Source organism: Mannheimia indoligenes, assembly GCF_036880405.1.
GTDB lineage: Bacteria > Pseudomonadota > Gammaproteobacteria > Enterobacterales > Pasteurellaceae > Mannheimia > Mannheimia indoligenes.
Genome location: NZ_JBAJJM010000002.1, coordinates 42,842 through 62,044, shown reverse-complemented (window position 1 = coordinate 62,044; position 19,203 = coordinate 42,842). Strand labels below are relative to the sequence as shown.

The 19,203-nt window shown below is 37.5% G+C and carries 18 protein-coding genes and 1 pseudogene; 1 reads left to right on the top strand and 18 read right to left on the bottom strand.

The window, feature by feature from the left end; translation table 11 throughout:
* Nucleotides 1-187 precede the first annotated feature (187 nt).
* The 17 genes and pseudogenes from ubiH to V6W77_RS01975 all read right to left on the bottom strand — a co-directional run bounded on the left by ubiH (nucleotide 188) and on the right by V6W77_RS01975 (nucleotide 16,907).
* Complete coding sequence (gene ubiH, locus V6W77_RS02055) at nucleotides 188-1,381, bottom strand: 2-octaprenyl-6-methoxyphenyl hydroxylase (RefSeq protein WP_428981766.1); 1,194 nt, start codon at nucleotides 1,379-1,381, stop codon at nucleotides 188-190.
* Nucleotides 1,368-1,844, bottom strand: coding sequence for an NUDIX hydrolase (locus V6W77_RS02050; RefSeq protein ID WP_334253648.1), 477 nt, complete (start codon nucleotides 1,842-1,844; stop codon nucleotides 1,368-1,370). The genes ubiH and V6W77_RS02050 overlap by 14 nt, the downstream gene beginning before the upstream one ends.
* Nucleotides 1,844-2,884 carry a selenide, water dikinase SelD gene (selD, locus tag V6W77_RS02045; protein ID WP_334253647.1) on the bottom strand — a complete coding sequence of 347 codons (1,041 nt, stop codon included), beginning with the start codon at nucleotides 2,882-2,884 and terminating at the stop codon, nucleotides 1,844-1,846. Before selD ends, V6W77_RS02050 begins: the two co-directional genes overlap by 1 nt.
* 105 nt (nucleotides 2,885-2,989) lie before the next feature.
* Nucleotides 2,990-5,047, bottom strand: coding sequence for an AAA family ATPase (locus tag V6W77_RS02040; RefSeq protein WP_334253646.1), 2,058 nt, complete (start codon nucleotides 5,045-5,047; stop codon nucleotides 2,990-2,992).
* A 195-nt stretch (nucleotides 5,048-5,242) separates the two neighbouring features.
* A complete protein-coding gene (locus V6W77_RS02035) occupies nucleotides 5,243-5,869 on the bottom strand; it encodes a hypothetical protein (protein ID WP_334253645.1) in 627 nt (208 codons plus the stop codon).
* A gap of 15 nt (nucleotides 5,870-5,884) precedes the next feature.
* The gene (locus V6W77_RS02030; protein WP_334253644.1) at nucleotides 5,885-6,592 is read right to left on the bottom strand and encodes a PD-(D/E)XK nuclease family protein; all 708 of its coding nucleotides are present in this window, start codon (nucleotides 6,590-6,592) and stop codon (nucleotides 5,885-5,887) included.
* A 96-nt stretch (nucleotides 6,593-6,688) separates the two neighbouring features.
* Complete coding sequence (locus V6W77_RS02025; protein WP_334253643.1) at nucleotides 6,689-7,204, bottom strand: opioid growth factor receptor-related protein; 516 nt, start codon at nucleotides 7,202-7,204, stop codon at nucleotides 6,689-6,691.
* 131 nt (nucleotides 7,205-7,335) lie between these two features.
* Nucleotides 7,336-7,782 (bottom strand): annotated as a pseudogene (locus tag V6W77_RS02020) (5' nucleotidase, NT5C type); the annotation flags it as partial.
* A 1-nt stretch (nucleotide 7,783) separates the two neighbouring features.
* Nucleotides 7,784-8,413 carry a hypothetical protein gene (locus tag V6W77_RS02015; RefSeq protein WP_334253642.1) on the bottom strand — a complete coding sequence of 210 codons (630 nt, stop codon included), beginning with the start codon at nucleotides 8,411-8,413 and terminating at the stop codon, nucleotides 7,784-7,786.
* A gap of 125 nt (nucleotides 8,414-8,538) precedes the next feature.
* Nucleotides 8,539-9,258 carry a Sir2 family NAD+-dependent deacetylase gene (gene cobB, locus V6W77_RS02010; protein WP_334253641.1) on the bottom strand — a complete coding sequence of 240 codons (720 nt, stop codon included), beginning with the start codon at nucleotides 9,256-9,258 and terminating at the stop codon, nucleotides 8,539-8,541.
* A 1-nt stretch (nucleotide 9,259) separates the two neighbouring features.
* Nucleotides 9,260-9,814 carry a hypothetical protein gene (locus tag V6W77_RS02005; RefSeq protein WP_334253640.1) on the bottom strand — a complete coding sequence of 185 codons (555 nt, stop codon included), beginning with the start codon at nucleotides 9,812-9,814 and terminating at the stop codon, nucleotides 9,260-9,262.
* On the bottom strand, nucleotides 9,814-10,785 hold the full coding sequence (locus V6W77_RS02000; RefSeq protein ID WP_334253639.1) for a hypothetical protein: 972 nt from the start codon (nucleotides 10,783-10,785) through the stop codon (nucleotides 9,814-9,816). Before V6W77_RS02000 ends, V6W77_RS02005 begins: the two co-directional genes overlap by 1 nt.
* Entirely contained in the window at nucleotides 10,785-11,699 is a 915-nt protein-coding gene (locus V6W77_RS01995; RefSeq protein WP_334253638.1) for a hypothetical protein, read from the bottom strand. The genes V6W77_RS02000 and V6W77_RS01995 overlap by 1 nt, the downstream gene beginning before the upstream one ends.
* Nucleotides 11,700-11,914: 215 nt before the next feature.
* The gene (locus tag V6W77_RS01990; protein ID WP_334253637.1) at nucleotides 11,915-13,840 is read right to left on the bottom strand and encodes a DUF262 domain-containing protein; all 1,926 of its coding nucleotides are present in this window, start codon (nucleotides 13,838-13,840) and stop codon (nucleotides 11,915-11,917) included.
* Nucleotides 13,821-15,203 carry a DUF262 domain-containing protein gene (locus V6W77_RS01985; protein ID WP_334235935.1) on the bottom strand — a complete coding sequence of 461 codons (1,383 nt, stop codon included), beginning with the start codon at nucleotides 15,201-15,203 and terminating at the stop codon, nucleotides 13,821-13,823. The genes V6W77_RS01990 and V6W77_RS01985 overlap by 20 nt, the downstream gene beginning before the upstream one ends.
* A 67-nt stretch (nucleotides 15,204-15,270) precedes the next feature.
* A complete protein-coding gene (locus V6W77_RS01980) occupies nucleotides 15,271-16,101 on the bottom strand; it encodes an SIR2 family NAD-dependent protein deacylase (protein ID WP_334253636.1) in 831 nt (276 codons plus the stop codon).
* 59 nt (nucleotides 16,102-16,160) lie between these two features.
* Complete coding sequence (locus tag V6W77_RS01975; protein WP_334253635.1) at nucleotides 16,161-16,907, bottom strand: PP2C family protein-serine/threonine phosphatase; 747 nt, start codon at nucleotides 16,905-16,907, stop codon at nucleotides 16,161-16,163.
* Nucleotides 16,908-17,050: 143 nt separating this feature from the next.
* On the opposite strand from V6W77_RS01975, the gene V6W77_RS01970 reads away from it, so the two are divergent.
* Complete coding sequence (locus V6W77_RS01970) at nucleotides 17,051-18,067, top strand: virulence RhuM family protein (protein ID WP_334253634.1); 1,017 nt, start codon at nucleotides 17,051-17,053, stop codon at nucleotides 18,065-18,067.
* A gap of 52 nt (nucleotides 18,068-18,119) precedes the next feature.
* Here V6W77_RS01970 and V6W77_RS01965 read toward each other — a convergent pair whose 3' ends face one another.
* On the bottom strand, nucleotides 18,120-19,079 hold the full coding sequence (locus V6W77_RS01965) for a helix-turn-helix transcriptional regulator (protein ID WP_334253633.1): 960 nt from the start codon (nucleotides 19,077-19,079) through the stop codon (nucleotides 18,120-18,122).
* Nucleotides 19,080-19,203 lie beyond the last annotated feature (124 nt).

Below are 19,203 nucleotides of genomic sequence, written 5' to 3'. Positions count from 1 at the left end.
TACGGCAATCGGTTGCCAATTTTAGGTAAAATTTTTTTGCCGATTTTACGGCAAACAAAATTTCTAGGGCTTCCACTAAAAGGAAAGCCTTGAATTTTCATTCAAGGCTTAGGATTGATTTTTAGACGGCAGAATAATATAGCGCTCTTGCAACAATGTCAAATAGAAAATTTAAGATTTTGTACTTTTACCACCCTAATGCTCGATTAGCTATAAAATCTCTAGCCGTTTTCGAGTGTGAAACGGCGAATAGCCCTAAGTTCCGCATAACTTGCATAGGCAACATTCCGCAAGAAAAGACAGAAATTAAACCGCTTGTTGCATTGATAATACGACTTTGATCTTGCACTCTCTCTTTTTCAAACTCGACTAACAACGAAAAGTCGCCAATATCTTTGCCCTGATTAAAGGCTTCTGCTACTCGCTTTGCCAATGCGTACAAATCTCTCAATCCTAAGTTAAATCCCTGACCTGCTACCGGGTGAAGCATCTGTGCCGCATTACCGACAATAGCTAATCGGTGATGGATATGACTTTCTGCTTTTTGCAAAATCAGCGGATAAACAAACCGCTTGCTGGCACGCAAAAACTGTCCTAATTTCCAACCAAATTGATGTTGTAATCGGCTTAAAAATTCATTATCTGACAACTGCACCAATTCATCTGCATTTTTCACACACCAAACCAATGACATCATATTGCCACCTAACGGCAGTAAAGCAAAAGGTCCTTGTTCGGTAAAATACTCAAAGGCTTGATATTGATGCCATTTATTCAGCTCTACATTAGCAATAATGGCTGATTGTTTATAATCTCGAACTTGTACAGTTTCTATTCCACATTGTTTAGCAATTTGAGACTGAATACCATCAGCCGCCACAAGTAAAGAACAGCTCAGCTTCTCGCCATTTTTTAGCGTCAGTTCACAATATTGCTGTGAGCGTTTAATTGACTTAACTTCATTCGGGCAAAAAACGTGAATATTCGGCTGTTTTTCAATGCAAGCAGTTAAATTTTTGCCTAATTTTGCCAGCTCGACCACCGCACCGAGTTGACGAATATTCTGCTCGCTTGCTTTGAGTGTAGTTTTGCCAAAATGCCCTTTATCTGCTACTTGGATTTGTTGAATTGGGGTAGCAATAGCTTGAATCATCTCGCCCAAATTCTCGCCTGCAAGCGGTAGAATTTGGCTCATTTTTTGCAAACTGCCTTCGGCTAAGGCAATACTACGAGCATCAAAACCGCCTTGTTGTTCATAGTTGGGCAACGATTTTTCAACTATCGCAATGGAGATTTTGTGCTGACAAAAACTGCTTAACGCCAACGCCAACACCGAGCCGCTTACCGCTCCGCCTACAATCACAACATCAAATTGCTGCATTTTTCCTCCACTCAAACGCATTTAGTAACGAGAGCGGATAACGCTCGCCGTTCAAATAATCTTTCAATGATTGCAACACCAGTGGGCTACGTTCACATTGCCCCTTCTGCTGAATATAGTAGTTAAATTCCTCAAACGTGAGCCACATTGCTTGGGTAATATCCGAATCCTGCGGCTTTGGTTCGAGCCAATCTTCAAGCTCTACCGCAAACAGAAAACGCAAATAGTCCGTTTTAGAGCGTGGGGCTTGCCATTGATAAATTTTAACAAGGCTTGCCATTTCCGCCCGAATACCGGTTTCTTCAAACAACTCTCGGCTTGCCCCTTCCAGCAACGTTTCATTTGGTTCTAAATGTCCTGCCGGTTGATTAAGTGTTCGTTTACCATATTCAATCTCTTCAACGAACAAAAACTTGCCCTTGCAATGTACCACGCAAGCCATTGTTATATTTGGTTTAAACATCAAATTACCTCAATAAGTGGTTTTCCCTCTTCCATTTCAAGCAATTTGCCAACGTGGTATAGTGATACATTTGCTTGATTTGCAATTTGTTGGATTTTTTCGACCGCTTGTGGCAGCACCGCCACCAATAAACCGCCTGAGGTTTGTGGATCGCATAAAATCGCTTTTTGCTCGTCCGTCATCGCTGAAATTAAATGCCCGTAGCTGTCAAAGTTACGATTTGTTCCACCCGGTACTGCCCCTAAGGCGATATACTCTTTAGTACCCTCTAAGGTTTGAATATCGGCAAAATGCACTTCCGCACGCAAATTCGAACCTTGGCACACTTCGCTTAAATGCCCCAACAGCCCAAATCCTGTTACATCAGTCATTGCCGTTACTTCATCAAGTTCGGAAAATTCAGCCCCAATTAAGTTGATTTGGCACATCACTTCACTTGCCAAATTCTGATGTTCCGACTTGAGCAAGCCTTTTTTCTCGGCAGTGGTTAAAACCCCAATCCCTAACGGCTTGGTTAAAAACAGTTCACAGCCGGCAACTGCCGAAGCGTTACGTTTAACACGCTCAGTCGGCACAATCCCTGTAACGGCTAAGCCAAAAATCGGCTCAGGCGAGTCAATAGAATGTCCGCCAGCCAACGCAATACCAGCTTGCTGACAGGCAAAACGCCCACCTTCAACAATTTGTTGAGCCACTTCTGCCGGCAATTTATTTACAGGAAAACCAAGAATGGCAATCGCCATAATCGGCTTGCCACCCATTGCGTAAATATCGCTAATGGCGTTAGCAGAGGCGATCCGCCCGAAATCAAACGGGTCATCCACAATCGGCATAAAGAAATCCGTTGTGCTGATAATCGCCTGCCCATTGCCTAGATCGTAAACCGCCGCATCGTCTGCCGTTTCATTGCCCACGAGCAAATTCGGGTCGATAAATTTATCTAACTGTGTTTGTAAAATTGTCCCTAACACCTTAGGAGAAATCTTACAACCTCAACCCGCCCCGTGGCTGAACTGGGTTAATCTAATCGGTTCAGACATCTCGCCTCCATCATTAATTAAAATTATGCCTATTGTACGCTAACAAGCGGTCAAATTTGGGAAATTTTTTGCAAAATTTCAGGAAAAAGCGACCGCTTACTTTCCTTAAAGCACCCATTTTTCCAAATTCGTTTCCACTTTAGGTTTTAGCCATAATTCCGCTTCCAGTGCTTCAAGCCAATCCGTACAATGTTCAAAGGGAGCAAACCGATGTCGGCGAGCCACCACTGTAAAATCGCCTAAGGTGAGATTCTCCAAGTAATCAAAACGGGAAAGCTCTTGCTCATTCAACTCAGGCAGCTCCAATTTTTTCGCTTGACTGATAGCGACAGTTTTACGTTGTTCCACGTTTAAATAGCCAAAATGGAGTTTGAGATCAAAACGGCGTAATGCGGCTGGGTCAAGATTATCCATTAAGTTGGTGGAAACGATCAGTAAGCCTTCAAATTTTTCGATTTGCGTCAGCATTTCATTAACTTGGCTATGCTCCCAACTGCGTTGCCCGCTTTCACGAGCAAACAGAAAGGTATCCACTTCATCAAAAATCAGAGCCATATTGTTCTCTTTGGCTCGGCGAAACGCTTCAGCAATCTTTTGCTCCGTTTCTCCCACATAAGAGCTTAATAAATCCGAACCTTGACAAACCAAGGTTTGCAATCCCATTTTCTGTGCCAACCAATTTGCCCAAGCGGTTTTGCCAGTTCCCGGTGGACCGTAGCAACAAATTCGCCCACGTTTGGTGCGTTTTAGCCCCTCGCTGATTTTGTGCATATTTTCCGCACAATTTACCCAATCTAAATTGTAGGCAATTTTGCTTTCAACAAGCGGTTCAATTTTGCGGAAACCTTGCGAAACCAGCGTTTGATTAAACATTCCCAACGCTTTTCCGGCAAAATCCGCTTGGTTTTCGATAGGGAGGCAGTTCATCACATTAAAAGTACGAGTTAATACCGCCGGCGATAAATCGGCATTTTGGGCGAAATAGCGGATATAGTCGGGAGAGAGTTTTTCTCCTGCCAATGCACTAATCAAACTTTCTTTATGTTTATTCGGCAACATCGGCATTTCAAACACCATATCAAAGCGGCGGAGATAGGCGTTGTCAATGCAATCGACTGAATTTGAAATCCAAATCATCGGGACATTATTATTTTCTAAAAAATGATTTACCCACGCCTTTTTAGATTGTGCTTCTGAACGAGCTGAAAATGAACCTGCAAAAACATCTTCAATTTCATCAAAAATAATCAGTGCATTTCGATCAGCTAGTAACGTTTGTGCCAACACACAGCTATTTAAACGATTTTTGGCAGAAACGGCTTCGCCGGCTTCATCTTCAAAACTTAAAGTATAGGCTGCTGTATTTAATTCATTTGCCAATAATGTCGCAAGCTCTGTTTTCCCTGTTCCGGGCTTGCCGTAAATCAATAGATTCACACCTTTTTGTTGAGTATTTAAGGCTTGTGATAAGTAGGCTTTCATCATTGCAACGTTTTCTTGAATATACTCAAAATGAAAAAGTGATAATTTAGGCGATTCGGCAATTTTTAAACATTGTTTTAATAGGGATTCTTGATCTAATGGTTCACTAATAAACTCATTAAAATCAAGCGTATTTCCCCACTCTAAAAAGCCCTCTAAATCAGTATTATGTCGGGATTGTTCGATTAAACCATAACGTTTTAATTTCTGACTTTTAGATAAAGCACACTTCACTTCTTGCTCGTCTAAATCAAGCAATTTAGCAATAAATTTCATTGATGATGACGAATTAAATTGCCCTAAATATTCAAGACCATTTTCTAACATTTCTTCCGCTTTAATATGTGTAACTAGCGTAAAAATCGCTTTTTCTGTGGCATTTAGATCAATATATTCCGCTAATTTTTGGATATTTCGGTAGGCGATATCTAATTCAGGCGAAGGATATAACTCAACATTTTTAATCGCTTGATACCGAGCTTTCAATAGAGACTTAACAATTTCATTACTCTCTTCATTATCCCACTCAGACTTTAGACCTAATGAATAAGCTAATCTATCGTCTGCCCAACCTCGAAGATTTAAGAATTTATTAAAACCATTATGCTCACACATAATTTCTAACACGATTTTTTCACTATAAAGCGAAAAAGTTGAAGGGTTTAATTGATAGTTACTCATAAAACATTCCTTTTGCTGATTTCACATCAGTAATTTTACTTATTAATACGACAATTTATGTCGCATTTAGTGCTTTATGGTATATGTTTGAACGGACGAGCGGATTATAGCGGTAGAAAAGCTGTCGGAAATTGAAAAGCCCTAATAGGCTCGTAATATCCTATTAGGGCTGTAATAAACTTAGCCAGAGTTTATTTATCCTTTATAAGATTTAGCATCTTCCATAATTTTCTCAAAATAAATATGAGTCTCTAAAAGTATTCTGCAAGCATCACGAATCGGATCCATTGCTTCGTCTAAATCACTCTCGTAACATTCAATGACTTTATGAATATTTAATGGCTGGATTGGTAAATACCAGTTACCTTCTTTTTCATTAAATTTAAAACCAGCTTTCTGAATTTGAGGATATTTTTCATTCTCTTGCTGACAAAACTTTTTCCATTTTCCGTTAGTGAAATTAAAATTCTCATTCCCCCAATGTCCTACAAATGTAAATTTCATCAAATTTCCATTGATATTAAATAGATTCGAAATCCAGTAATAATTAATATCATCTACTTGATAGAAAGTATATCTTGCGATGCTATTTCTATAATCCAAAGTTTTGTTTAACTCAGCTGTCAAAAAATGCTTCGGGCAAAATGTTGTATCATTTTCATAGAAATCAAAAAAACCAACCCAATCACCTAACTCATCTTTTATAGTATTATCAATAGCATTAAATAATGAGGGAGATAATTCTTTATCAACAAAATTGTAAACTTCTTCAATCATTGATAAATTTTCTAAAATTAATTTAACCGCTTGTGTTTTACTCATAGTATTTTCCTTAGTCTAAAAAGACGAAATATGCTCAATAAATTGTTCAGCTAACCAAACAGCACGATTATTAGGGTTTTCTTTCAATGTTTTATTTGTAAATTTTTGCCAATTATATGCAAGCATTTTCCAAGATATCCCCATAAACTCAATTTTATTCTGATGTTCCTTTGGTAATATTCCATCCTTTGTTAAATAAACAATACCAAAAGGTCGCTCTTTGGCTTTCAGTACTGCTGTATCATAGTAACGTTCTAGCTGTCTATCTCCCTCAAACGCATCTATTTTTACTTCAATAAAAAGTAAAAAATTCTCTGCATCAATTTCAATATCAACACGTTCCGTCTCATAACCTAATGGACAACATTCTTCTGTTGCCCAATAATTTCCGATAGAAATAGAATACCATGGCTCAGGTAAACACTTCAGAAACTCTCTCAAAAAGAGCGTTTTTTGACCATGATCCGCATACATATCTAAAAACCATCTTAATGTTTTACTGTTGCGAACCTCATTTCTACCTAAATTAGCAGCTTCCCAAATATTCAGCATTAATCCATCTTGCTTTTGCATCTCAATTTTTTGATAAACCGGTTTATATCCATCAAAAAACTTCTGCATTGATATTATATTTGGCACAATGACTTCTTTTACTTCACTTTCTTTCTCTAAAGAAATTTTCCCCCAATGCTGAAAAAATGAATCTAATATTTCAATATTCATCTTTATCCCCTGTTCTTATCGAAATACGATATCTCAAATTGACAATGCGACAAGTATAACAAACTGCTCAAAAAAAAAACAATTACTATCAAAAAATCAGATCAAATTCCGCCAAATCTCCACCGTTTCAGGATTCGGCGTGCCTTTTTCCAACCCCATCTGAACCGCAATTTTTTGTAACTTTCTTGCTAATTCAGGCTGGCCGCATAAATCTAAACTCACGATAATGCGAGAAATTTTTTTATCTTCGTGACCAATACGCCGAATCCAATAATGACGATTTTGGACTTCTTCCGTCACTTTTAATTCACCCTCTTCAAGGTAAATCCCCCAATAGCGAATAATATGCTCGAAAGAGCCAATAAATCTTTGTTGAATTTCAGGTGAATTTCGGAAAAACTCGGTATCTTGCGGTCGAAATGCAGGGGCTAAATTATTCCGTTTAGACGGCTTTTCAACAGGAAATAGCCACGCAATCCAAAAATAACCTTGGTTCATCAGATGTTTATTCAGCCCCCATACTTCTTCTAGGCTTAGATCAAACTGTCGGGTTTTACGTTTGCCCTGATAAAATTCAATAATAGGGTGCATGGTGTTAGTGTGATTTTCCATAGATACTCCTTATTTTTTCTGAGTATAAAACGGAACAACGATATTTTGTGTCGTATAAAATAACAAGCAGCCCATTTTCTGCAAATTTTTACAAAAAACTGACCGCTTGCGAAGGCTTACCGTTTTTATAGTAGATAATCTAATACCGCTTTCCAATCTGGAAATTGTGGCTGTCCGAAATGGATATGCTCACCACCAAATTTATCCGTTCCGTTTCGGGTGCGGTCATCAATTAAATAATCCCCCTGATTCAGATTTTTATGGTGGGATAAAATCAGGCGTTTATAAAGTACAGAATCTTCATCAATGCCGAAATGCTTTTGAATCCACTCAACCTTATCAATCCAAGCCGAGGAATTCCACCAAGGAGCGGTGGAAAGCACATAAACATCATATTTTTCCGCCAGTTTATAGACCGCATCAATCGCCCCAGGCATCGGATCCATTAAGCTAAAAATGCCTTTCACATCATCGTAGCGGCCTTCATATTCCCGCCGTGTTTGTTCATCTAACTTAGCAATGCCCGTTGGGAAATCGACCAGCACATTATCCATATCAATATAAACGATTTTTTTCATTTTAATTTTCCTCTTTTATTTCAAAACGTTGTCCAATTTTAATTTGGGTAAAATGTTTATCCATCTTCTGACCTAAAAGATGCATTCCAGATTTATTCATTATTCCACTATCACAAAAACGGCAATTTTCTTTATATTCCACACGACTCAAAATTGTCTTTTGATAAATATAACGAAAGTAATAATATATCGCCTCATAGATTTCACTATATTCCCGCTCTTTATATTTTGGAGAGAATATTAACTTATCTGTATTTAATAAATAACGTCTTAATTTCTTACCGCCACAGGGTAAAATTAATATTGCACGTTGATTTAACAGATAGCCTAATCGAGTTACTCTAGTTTCTAATCGTTCTAAATTATTATCAAATATTAAATAGAGCATTCTCTTCTGATTTTCCAATTCTAATCGGCAACTGATTTCAATACCGTCTAAACGCCCAATATCTCCCCAATAACTTATTAAATAATGGCAAATATCGCCAAAATCCTTTGCCTCTAAACCAAGAAATTGGTTTATTTGTGCCAAGCTAAAATGTGAAATACCTTGATCTTGTTCTGCACTTAATATCGCACAATGGTATGCTTCATAAAGTGCAGGATTTAAAATTATCCCTAATTTGCTCATTATTTACCCTTGCCTTCATATCTCTAACTTAAATATAGTATATGCAAGCAAGCGATATTTTGTGTCGCATAAAAACAACAAGCGGTCAATTTTGCAAAAAATTCTGCAAAACCGACCGCTTGCAACTAGCCTTCAATACTTGCCAAAATCTCCTCCACAAACTGCGGTACAATCTCCGTTGCCTTACCATAGCGAGTTTCTTTAAACGCCGTTTTGACCTTGCTCGGTTCTAAATTGAGTTCAACGGTATGTGATTTCCAACGGTTTGCCTTTTCCACGAAACCGGCGGCAGGATACACATTGCCCGATGTGCCAATGGAAACGAAAATATCGCAATCGTAAATCGCCTCATCAATTTCTAGCATTTGGAACGGAATTTCGCCAAACCAGACAATATGCGGACGCAGCCGTGCCGATTGGGTACAGCAAGTGCAGCGGTCATTCTCGGTAACATCGCCTTGCCATTCATACACTGTTCCTTTGTTCGGACAACGAACTTTCAGCAATTCACCGTGCATATGAATCACATTTTTCGAACCGGCACGTTCGTGCAAGTTATCGACATTTTGCGTCACAATCAGCAGATTTTCGCCGAGTTTCTCTTCTAATTTTGCCAACGCCAAATGGGCGGCATTGGGTTGTACTTCGGGGTCAAAGAGCTTACGGCGGCGTTCGTTATAAAAGCGTTGGACTAATTCCCGATCCCGTTTATAGCCTTCCGGCGTGGCGACATCTTCCACCCGATGATTTTCCCACAAGCCGTCCTCGGCTCGGAATGTGCGGATACCTGACTCGGCTGAAATGCCTGCACCGGTTAAAACCACAATTCTCGGTAATTTTTCCATTTTAATTCTCCTTACTCTTTACACTCTCGTTATTTAAAAAATCTTGATAGCTCCATTTTTCAATGGAGAAGTACGCTTCCATAGTCTGTTCTGGGTCAATTTCATCAGTATTGAGTGTATGATCAAACATCGCATATTGATATGAATTATCACCACCGGCTCCCCAAATAATTTTCTTTAAGGTCAGCTGGCGATAAATCGGAACTAATAGTGGCACAAGCAAACTTTCACAGAATAAGGTTTTAGGATCGTCAAATCGGGTTTGATTTATCCAACCGAGATCATAAAACTGACCGTTTTCTTTGCACATTAAACAATCAACACTTATCGGCATATCAAAAAACCTCTCGCCATTTTCTAAGGTAAATTGATAGCAATAACTACCTTCAAAATGGGTATTGGAATGCTTGATAAATTGTAAACTTAAATGTTTATCCCATAATTTTGATGTAATAATGATGCTGTTACCTTTATATTCCACAATCGGCTGCTGTTTTTGTACCTCTGGAAAGGCGATAAAACCATTAATGACCCATTGAGTGAAATCATCTTTCATTAAAATTTCTCCGAATAACCAAACCGCTTTTCCGCCATTTCGAGCATTGCCTGTAAATTTTGGCAAAAGAGTTTGGTATGCTGTAAAAACTTTTCCGGATCATCGTAAAAACGATTTCCAATCGTCATCTGCATTTTATCGCCGGCTCGGAAAAATGTGAGATGTTTCATATCTTCTATTTCTTCATTTTGTAACAGTGCCAGTGTGCCGATATTTGAGAATGTCATTACATCTTCATCTCGTTCCACAATCGCATTACCACAAAGATAAGCGTTGCCACCGATATTGGTATCAAACTTCACTTCGGTATTGCCTTCCACTTTTGCATCACCACAAATGTCTGAATCATAAATTTTAGCATTGCCGTAAATTTCAGCATTATCGTGAATACCTCCACCATAGATAATTGCATTACCATATACTGAGCAACTATCATTCAACCAACCGCCACGCATTTCTGCATTATCCCGTAAATAGATATGCCCTTTATCTATTCCACTAATATCTCCACCACAAAATATTGCATTATCAGAAAGAGAAAGTTGAGTGTATATTACCTCTGCATCACCATATATTTTCGTATTCCCCTCCATAGTTAAAGCTGCTTTACAAATATGGGCGTTACCATAAACTTTTGCTTGCCCTGAAATATCGGATTCATATGTTTTAATATGATCATCAAGCAGCCAAACACGTCCAAATACACGGCTATTCTCCCTCACTTTACAAATACAATTAATGAACGCATCGTTTTCTACTTTTGCATTATCAAACACATAAACATTCGGTGTAATCCAGCAATTTCCTTGCTGTGAAAGATTACTTTCTTTCTCAATATAGCCACCTAAATCACCTTTTTTAACGCTCAACACCCAATGTTCTCGCTTAACTTCAAAATCTTTTAAAGCTTCAATTTGATAAAGCGTTTTTCCCTTATATTCCACAGTATTTTCTGTTAAACGATATTTCATTAAAAACCTCCTAAAATACGGGATTTTGCAACTTCAATCGCTGTTTCATATTCCGAAAATGCCTTTAACGCATTTCGGATTTGTTCCGTAGAAAAAACCCGATTGTTATAACGAATTTCAAATCCATTTTCTGTTTTATATGCGGTAAGATACTCCATAAAATCCGAAAACATTTTTGTTTGCAAAAAATCATTTTGAGACTGAATAAAGGCATTACTACCCAGATCAACATCGTCATTAATCACGATATTTTCACCAATAATCCGAGTATTGCCGAAAAAATCATTCCTACCGCTTATTTCCGCTCCACAAATTTTGACATTATCTTTAATCCGAATATTGCTACCGGCAATTACCGTATCACCCCAAATTTCAGTATTTCCTTTTATATGGCAAGTTCCGCCAATTTGGGCGTTACCATAAATTTTAGCCTGTTCGGAAATCTTTATATCACCTCGATAAAATCCACCGATATGAGCATTTCCAAAAATCTTAGCGGAGCCAGAAATATCCGTCTCTTTGCTTGCAACAACCGCATTTTCATAAATTTCAACATCACCTGAAATATCGCCCTTCACCGAAACTTCGGCATTATCATAAATTTTGACATTACCACCGATATAACCTCTTCTGACCTGTGCATTTCCATATAACTGTGCCTGATCATATAGCCAAGAAATGCCACCTAAATAACCATTTTCAGAAACACAAGCCTGATCCCATACTTCCGCACTATTCGCCACCCAGCAATTTCCTTCGTGAGAAAGATTATGCTCACCACTAATAAAACCACCTAAATCGCCTTCTTTAACTTCTGTGCCATTGCTGGTTGTAAAAGTCTTTAATGCTTTGATTTGATAAAGTTTTTGCTCCTCATCACCACGATCACTTTCTATTAGACAGTATTTTTTCATTTGCCACTCCTGTTTTATTGGATACCTCTATTTTATGTAAAATTGCGATATTTTGTGTCGTAGGAAAAAATTTTTTTCGATATGCTTTTGCAGAAATGAACAAAAATAACGCCCTTTAAAACAGGCTAATCGGGAGAGTTAAAAGTCGGAGAAAGGTAAAAAAAGAGTGGTGCAATTTTGCAGAGTTTTTGCAAAATTGCACCGCTTGTGAAAATTTATTTATTCTGAGAAGGCTTAGTATCTAAAAGTTTTTTCATATCTTCGCAATGTTCTTCTATATCCGTCTCTGTCCAATTTTCTTTTGAAAGCATAATAGCTTGTTTTAAACTCATACAATCGAAACGTTTACTTGCGCCCTCATAAAAACTTCTCTTTGTCGTCGTCTCATAATCACTTAATGCTGAATTTTGATGCGGAGAAATCAAACAAAGATTACCAAAATTATGAACTTTTGAACCCTCTGGTGCAAGATTTTGAGCAAGATAATGCTCTATTGATGTTCGTGATAAAGAAAACCTAAACTGATTCTTTGTTATAAATCGATTCTCTTTCTCCAGATATTTATCCCAATTTTTCCATAAAAGATAATCTAAGTAGTTAAAAATATAGTGAGGGGTTGATTGACCATTCTCAAAAAAGTTAGGAGAATCAGATTTACTCTTTTGATAATGTTGATCAGCTATTTCCTCTAAAATAGTTAAATACACATCATCCTTTAAATTATAACTATCTTTATCTTTGAGAGATGAGTGTTCACTGATCTTATACAATACATCAAAAAGCCAATTTTTATAAATTTTTGACCTAAACGAAGTATGAAACATAGACAAAATATGAATGATATGTTGATAATAATTATCTAACTTATATTCTTTTACATCACTTGCAGGTTCATCATTATCCGAACCATCATCGTTGCTAAATGCTCTACTGAAAGAATTTATTTCTTTAAAGTTTCCATCATCATATTTTTTTAAACCTAATAATAGCCAATCGTCTTCATCATCCTTAGTCTTGATGATATATCTATCGAAGAGCAAACGACATCTTAGCAAGCATAAAGAAAATTCAATTATTTCATTTTTATTTAGACTTACAAACTCACTTATCATCTCTTTATCATTAAGCTTTACATCACTTCCTTTCTTATAAATCTTTAAAACAATCATTAGAAAATTAGGAAAGTCAATAATAGAGTTAAATTTTCCATCTTTAATTTCATCATAACCTTTTTTATTATCTTTATTTTTACTTTCAATATACTCTTCATTTAGTAAGGAAATAATCATTTTTCCATTCTTGCCATCTGCATCTTCACTCGTATTTTCTCCATTAGCCTCATCAGATTTTTTTCCTAAAACCTCCGATAGTTTATTTTTCATACTATCAAAGGATGATGGTATTTTATGGCAGTTCTCTCCAAAAAATTCATCGCTTGTTCTGATATCACTAGGAAAGCGTTTAATCGCATAAACGCTCATATCAGAACAGGCATCCCAAATTAAAGCAAACAGTTTCTTTTCTTTATCATCCTTCAATGAAGACATTAATTTTGCTTTTAAAACCTCGTGATGTTCTAACTGTTCACCACGATTATTCATAATTTCAAAATAATGATTAAGATCAGTATATTCTGGTACCTCTGTTCTGAGAATAACAACATTATTTAGCAAGAATGTGAAAAACTCTTTAATATCTAAATTTTCTTTTCCAGATAGGTTAGATTTCTGTTCCAGTATATTAGAGATAATTTGATAACCCAACCTGATACTATCACTCTCTTTCGAACTATTTGTGAGGTTTGATAAGCTATAGTTAGATGCTTCACGATGTTCAAAAGTCAGATGGATATCCTTTTGTTCTTGATATTTTTGATTGTAATAACTTAACAATAGTTTTAAAGTCGTTAAGCGTTGCTGTCCATCAATAACTTCATAGGCATCAAGGCGTTTTGCTACAACTAAACTACCGATATAGTAATTTTTATCTTTTGCTGTTTTCTGAGCTTCCTCAATATCTTGAATCAATAATTCAATTTCATCTTTTCCCCAAGCATAATTACGCTGGTAAATAGGAACAATATATTTGTCAATATTACATAGTTCTTTTACATATAGCGTTTTAACTTGTTTTTTGTTCATCTTTTTTCTCCAAATCTTCTAGCAAATTATTTAGTCCAATTTTCTGTTCTTGATAATACTCAAACTTAAATCTGCCTATCATAAATTCTAGAAATTCTCGCGAATTATCACTTCTGATCAGATGAGAAAATAGACTATGTATAGAATATACTTCGCTTTCTATGGTTCGATACAATACTCTGCTTTGCATTAAACGAATCCGATAGCACCATTTAAAGCATTTTTCTACGGCTTGAACAAGATGTTCCTTACCAAATTTATCGTAGTAGAGCATGACCAAACATTTAAATAAATTCTTGATATATTTATCACCATCACGATAAGATCCAGGATATTCATCAATATATCTTAATAGATTATTATCATAATCACCTAATTTCCCAGAGAAAATTTCAGTTCCTGTCAAAAACCCTTTCTGCTTATCAAATAAGAAAATATAGCTTTCTCTATAATGCTCAATATAACGAAAAAAGAGTTCTCCATTCACAATCGGTTGAGTCGATTGAAAATGAATTTGATTAAATCGACTATCCATTAACATAGGGAAAGCCTGATACATTTTATATAAGTTAAAACTAGCAAGTTGTTGTGTAATATAAGGATAATTTTTATCCGAGCTAGCACCTTTGAATGTATCCAGTTCTTTATTCGTAAATTTCTCCGCTGTCTGATATTTCTGCCAACGACGTAATCTGAATAAAGTTTCACTGATGATTTCTTTTAAATCCGCAATGTCTGCATCTACGGCTTTTTCCCAATTTTCGACACATTGATAAATCGTCTCTTTATCTGCATCTAATTCTCTCAAATGATAGGCTTTTAGCAAATCATAAGGGGCTAGAGATTTCCCTCTTGCATTTTGAGCATCAAAAAATTGGAATGCCTCATCAATATCATTTAACTCAATATAAACAAACTCACAATCTTCTAAAATATATTTAGCAAATGCTTTTTTGTCCTTAACTCTATCCTGAATAAATTGTTCAGAAGCATTTTTGTTCATTACAAGATTATCAGCACTAATAGTATGAGATAATTTTCCCTTTAATAAAGGATAAATCTCACTTGATGAATTAGCATCTTTCTCCAATAGATACAAAATTAGAGAAAGACTAATCAAACGTTGTTGTCCATCAACAATATTTAACTTATTTTTATCATCTTTATGAATTACAACGGATCCTACTCGATAAACTTTCTTACCATTTTCAAAATGAAAATAGAGATCGTTGAGTAGTTGCGTAATATTTTTTACTGACCATTTATAAGGCCGTTGATAATCAGGAATAGATAATTCCTTCGTTACAATATCTTTAATTTTTCTAATTTCAGCAATTTCTTTTTCAGTATTCGTTTGGCTCATTTCTGCTCCTTTATTACACTATTTCAATGTTTTCATTGTATCAAAGATTTGCAAATTTTCGCCGAATTCAACCCGCTTGTAATACCTCATCAATCTTCCTCAACGCCTCTAATCCCCCCATTTCCAAACTCAAAAAGTGCATTTTGGGTACGCCGGCATCTATCGGGTTAATGCGGATTAAACCGCCTTTTTTCTGTTTAGCGGTGCGTTCGGAGAAATTGCGGACTGTTGGTACGGCTTTGCCTGCACCGATTTCAATCACCACTGGGCATTGGGTCTTGCGTAGCCATTCATCAAGTAGTGCTTGCTTGCCGAGTTGATATCCCTCAGCATAGCTCCAATCGTTGAACATCAGTACATTTTGTCGAACCAAGCCTCCGCAATCAGGGCAACGTGGTGCATCATTTAATACGGTGCAGTTTTCATCATCGGTAATCGGTTGATAATCGTATGACCACCACGATTTACTTTGGCAATTTGCCACACATTGCAAGCGGTCTAATGTGCCGTGACATTCGTAAATTCGGGCTTCTGAAAAACCGGCTTTGCGGAAATGACCATCCACATTGCTGGTAAACACAAAATAGCCGTGTTTCTTGCTTTCTGCCCAACGTTTGAGAATCGCATATCCCTCATGCGGTTCGGCTTGGCGATATTGGTTAAGGCGATGAGCGAAAAACCATTTTGCCAGCTCAGTATGTTGTTGATAGGCAAGCGGTGTCGCCAGCTCCATAAAATGCAAATTAAATTTTTTGAGCGGTGGATAGGCGTTCCAAAGTCCGCCTACACTGCGGAAATCAGGCAAACCACTATCCACCGACATCCCAGCCCCTGCTGTAATTAAAATGCCGTCTGCTTGGCGGATAAGGCCGGCGGCGTAGTTAAGATCGTTTTTCATATTGAGCTCCTTCGTTTTTTATGATTTTACGCAAGCAAACGACACTTTGTGTCGCAAAATTATAAAATTTCACAAATCACAGCAGAAAAATCATCATACAAGCGGTGCTTTTTCACGCTTTTTCTGCAAATTTGCAGCCGTTCCGCATTGCTGGAGTAGCGTTGCCAAATCATTTCGAGCTCTTTTGGTTTGAGATAGTCATATAATCCGTCCGAACAGAGCAAAATACTCTCGCCTTTTTCAAGTTGAAATTCGGCAAAATAAATACGGAAATCAGCCGCCTCAACATCAGCAATAATGCAGTCTGACAAAGCTCGGTAAATGGAGGCGTATTCCGCTGTATCCTGTGCCAATCCCTGCATTTTCATTTCATTCAACACAGTGTGATCCTCACTTAGCTGCTGCCACTCCCCATTTGCCGTAATTTTGTAAGCTCTGCTGTCTCCCACATTTAGAATTTTGCCTTTACCATTAACGTGCAATTCACAACCAACAAAGGTGCTACTTATGCCAAAATGAGAAGCTGCGTATTTTTCACAAAGTGCAAATTGTGTGGTTCGCAACCACGTTGAATTTAATGCTTGGCATTTGCTCAACTGCTCCATTAAGAAACGGCTGGCAAGTTGAGATTGAGGACTATGTGAAACGCCGTCCGCTACCCCGAAAATTACTTTGTTTTCATCCAAAATATCACTTTCGGCATTTTTATATTGCCATTGATAAACAGCTTTGCCGTTGAAAAGTGCATCCTGATTTTTCTTGTGCTTATTGCCGACTTTTTGGCAGAAGGTAAGTTGAAAAGTCATTTAATTGCTCCCGTTTTTTTAAAACAGGCAAATAAAGGGAATTAAAAGTCGAGAAAATCAAATTTCTCGATCAAGATCACAAAATTAGCCCGAAATCCGTATTTGTTTTGTGGTAAGGTATGGCTCAAATAAAGGAGAACCTTATGCGAGATTTATCCATACCCACCAGTGCCAACATTCTGTTCTATTCCGCTCAGCAAGATGTGCAAATTGAAGTGCAATACTTAGATGAAACCTTTTGGCTGACGCAAAAAAGTATGGCGGAATTGTTTGGGGTTGAAGTACCGGCAATATCGAAGCACCTCGATAACATTTATAGTTCCGGAGAACTTGTTCAAAATGCAACCATTTCCAAAATGGAAATAGTTCGCCAAGAAGGCTCCCGAATGGTGAAACGAAAAGTCGATTTTTATAGCCTAGATGCCATTATCGCTGTCGGCTACCGTGTGAATAGCCGTGAGGCGACCCAATTCCGCATTTGGGCGACCAATACTTTGCGTGAATTTATCATCAAGGGTTTTGTGATTGACGAACAACGTTTAAAACAAGGCAATCAGTTTGGGCAAGATTATTTCGAGCAACTGGTTGAAAAAATTCGGGAAATTCGGGCATCTGAACGCCGTTTTTACGAGAAAATTACTGATTTATATGCTTTATCTTCCGATTACGATCCAAAATCGCCACTGACTCGCCAATTTTTTGCCAGCGTGCAAAATAAATTGCATTGGGCAATTACAGGACAAACTGCCGCAGAGATGATTTATCACAAGGCTGACAGCCAAGTACCTAATATGGGGCTGACCAGTTGGCGAAATACCCCTGACGGTAAAATTTTAAAAAGCGATGTTTCTGTGGCTAAAAACTATTTGGAAGAGGCTCATATCAGCGAACTTAATCGCTTGGTCTCTGCCTATTTAGATTTGGCAGAAAACCGTGCTAGACGGCAAATTCTGATGAATATGGCTGAATGGGAAACGTTTTTAAATAATTTCTTGATGCTTTCTAACTACCCGATTTTGCAAGATAGCGGCAAAATCAGTGCTGAAATGGCAAAAATTAAAGCCGAAACGGAATATGAGAAATTCCGTGTTATTCAAGATAAAACCTTTAAAAGTGATTTTAATCGTTTTTTGGAAGAAACTACCTATATTCAAAACTAATGCAAGCAGTGTATTTTGCAAAAAATAATGCAAAATGCACCGCTTACTTTATCTAAATACGCTCTTTTTCTATATCCCAAATATCTTCGCCAAACTTGCGTAGCCACCACTTGAGCATCTCGTTATCAGCAACAGTGGTTTGGAAACGGTAATGTGCTTCCGATTCTTCAAGGATTTTTTGATCTTTACTGATCGGTGTCTCTGTTAAATGGAAGCCTGCATCTCTACTAATTGAGAAAGTCAAACGGACTTTTTCTCCGCTACCAAAACCGAGATGCCCGTCATTTTGGTACGCTTTCAAATCAAAATCTTTCGGGCGTTCAAAGGTAAAAGTGGAAATTTCTGCTTTGCGAATACGATGCAGAGCAAGCAGCCGATTATCTTCAAATCCTTCATAACGACAGACCAGATAAATACTTGCCCCTTGTTGAGCAATCGCCAAAGGCATAACAGTTGCCGAGTGTTTTTTACCAAATTGGTTTTGATATTCAATTTTCAGAAAGCTGTTTTGAAACAGAGCTTGGCTAACGGCGGAAAAAATCTCATCTTTGATTTTTGCCGGCACAAGTGGCAAGCTGGTTGGCGTCGAACAGACTTTATTTAGCCATTGATATTCGGGCTTGTCTTTACTACCAGACACCATTTTATCTGCCTGCTCAAAAAAGGGTTTCATGGATGCCATTAAATTTGCCGGAAGGAGGTATTTTAACTGCTGTTCTGCCAATTTCAGCAAAAGCGATTGTTGTTCATTGAGAATCGGCAAAGCCAACCCTTCCGAGCGAAGTTTCCAGCTATATCCGTAGGGCTTACTTCTTTCATCACACTCAATATCAAAATGCTCACACAGCACTTTTAGCGTGCGTTGAATGCTTCTTAAATCTCGCTCAAAGCCGGCATCCAATATCTGCTGGTGTAAGGTTCTCGCATCAATTTTCTGCGGTAGCTTGGGAATACGACGTAAAATCTCAAGTTGCAGTAGCGTTGCATCAATATCACTAGGTCTTTTTGCCATAATATTCTCCATAAAATATGCTTGGAATTATAGCAAGAACAAGCGGTCAAATTTGGGAAATTTTTTGCAAAACATTCTGAAAATTTAACCGCTTGCGGTATAATCACACCTTATTTTACAAGCC

What these genes read in the sequence shown, in the direction of transcription:
- ubiH (WP_428981766.1), bottom strand. Translation starts at nt 1,381, where the DNA reads ATGCAGCAATTTGATGTTGTGATTGTAGGCGGAGCGGTAAGCGGCTCG.
- V6W77_RS02050 (WP_334253648.1), bottom strand. Translation starts at nt 1,844, where the DNA reads ATGTTTAAACCAAATATAACAATGGCTTGCGTGGTACATTGCAAGGGC.
- V6W77_RS02040 (WP_334253646.1), bottom strand. Translation starts at nt 5,047, where the DNA reads ATGAGTAACTATCAATTAAACCCTTCAACTTTTTCGCTTTATAGTGAA.
- V6W77_RS02035 (WP_334253645.1), bottom strand. Translation starts at nt 5,869, where the DNA reads ATGAGTAAAACACAAGCGGTTAAATTAATTTTAGAAAATTTATCAATG.
- V6W77_RS02030 (WP_334253644.1), bottom strand. Translation starts at nt 6,592, where the DNA reads ATGAATATTGAAATATTAGATTCATTTTTTCAGCATTGGGGGAAAATT.
- V6W77_RS02025 (WP_334253643.1), bottom strand. Translation starts at nt 7,204, where the DNA reads ATGGAAAATCACACTAACACCATGCACCCTATTATTGAATTTTATCAG.
- V6W77_RS02015 (WP_334253642.1), bottom strand. Translation starts at nt 8,413, where the DNA reads ATGAGCAAATTAGGGATAATTTTAAATCCTGCACTTTATGAAGCATAC.
- cobB (WP_334253641.1), bottom strand. Translation starts at nt 9,258, where the DNA reads ATGGAAAAATTACCGAGAATTGTGGTTTTAACCGGTGCAGGCATTTCA.
- V6W77_RS02005 (WP_334253640.1), bottom strand. Translation starts at nt 9,814, where the DNA reads ATGAAAGATGATTTCACTCAATGGGTCATTAATGGTTTTATCGCCTTT.
- V6W77_RS02000 (WP_334253639.1), bottom strand. Translation starts at nt 10,785, where the DNA reads ATGAAATATCGTTTAACAGAAAATACTGTGGAATATAAGGGAAAAACG.
- V6W77_RS01995 (WP_334253638.1), bottom strand. Translation starts at nt 11,699, where the DNA reads ATGAAAAAATACTGTCTAATAGAAAGTGATCGTGGTGATGAGGAGCAA.
- V6W77_RS01990 (WP_334253637.1), bottom strand. Translation starts at nt 13,840, where the DNA reads ATGAACAAAAAACAAGTTAAAACGCTATATGTAAAAGAACTATGTAAT.
- V6W77_RS01985 (WP_334235935.1), bottom strand. Translation starts at nt 15,203, where the DNA reads ATGAGCCAAACGAATACTGAAAAAGAAATTGCTGAAATTAGAAAAATT.
- V6W77_RS01980 (WP_334253636.1), bottom strand. Translation starts at nt 16,101, where the DNA reads ATGAAAAACGATCTTAACTACGCCGCCGGCCTTATCCGCCAAGCAGAC.
- V6W77_RS01975 (WP_334253635.1), bottom strand. Translation starts at nt 16,907, where the DNA reads ATGACTTTTCAACTTACCTTCTGCCAAAAAGTCGGCAATAAGCACAAG.
- V6W77_RS01970 (WP_334253634.1), top strand. Translation starts at nt 17,051, where the DNA reads ATGCGAGATTTATCCATACCCACCAGTGCCAACATTCTGTTCTATTCC.
- V6W77_RS01965 (WP_334253633.1), bottom strand. Translation starts at nt 19,079, where the DNA reads ATGGCAAAAAGACCTAGTGATATTGATGCAACGCTACTGCAACTTGAG.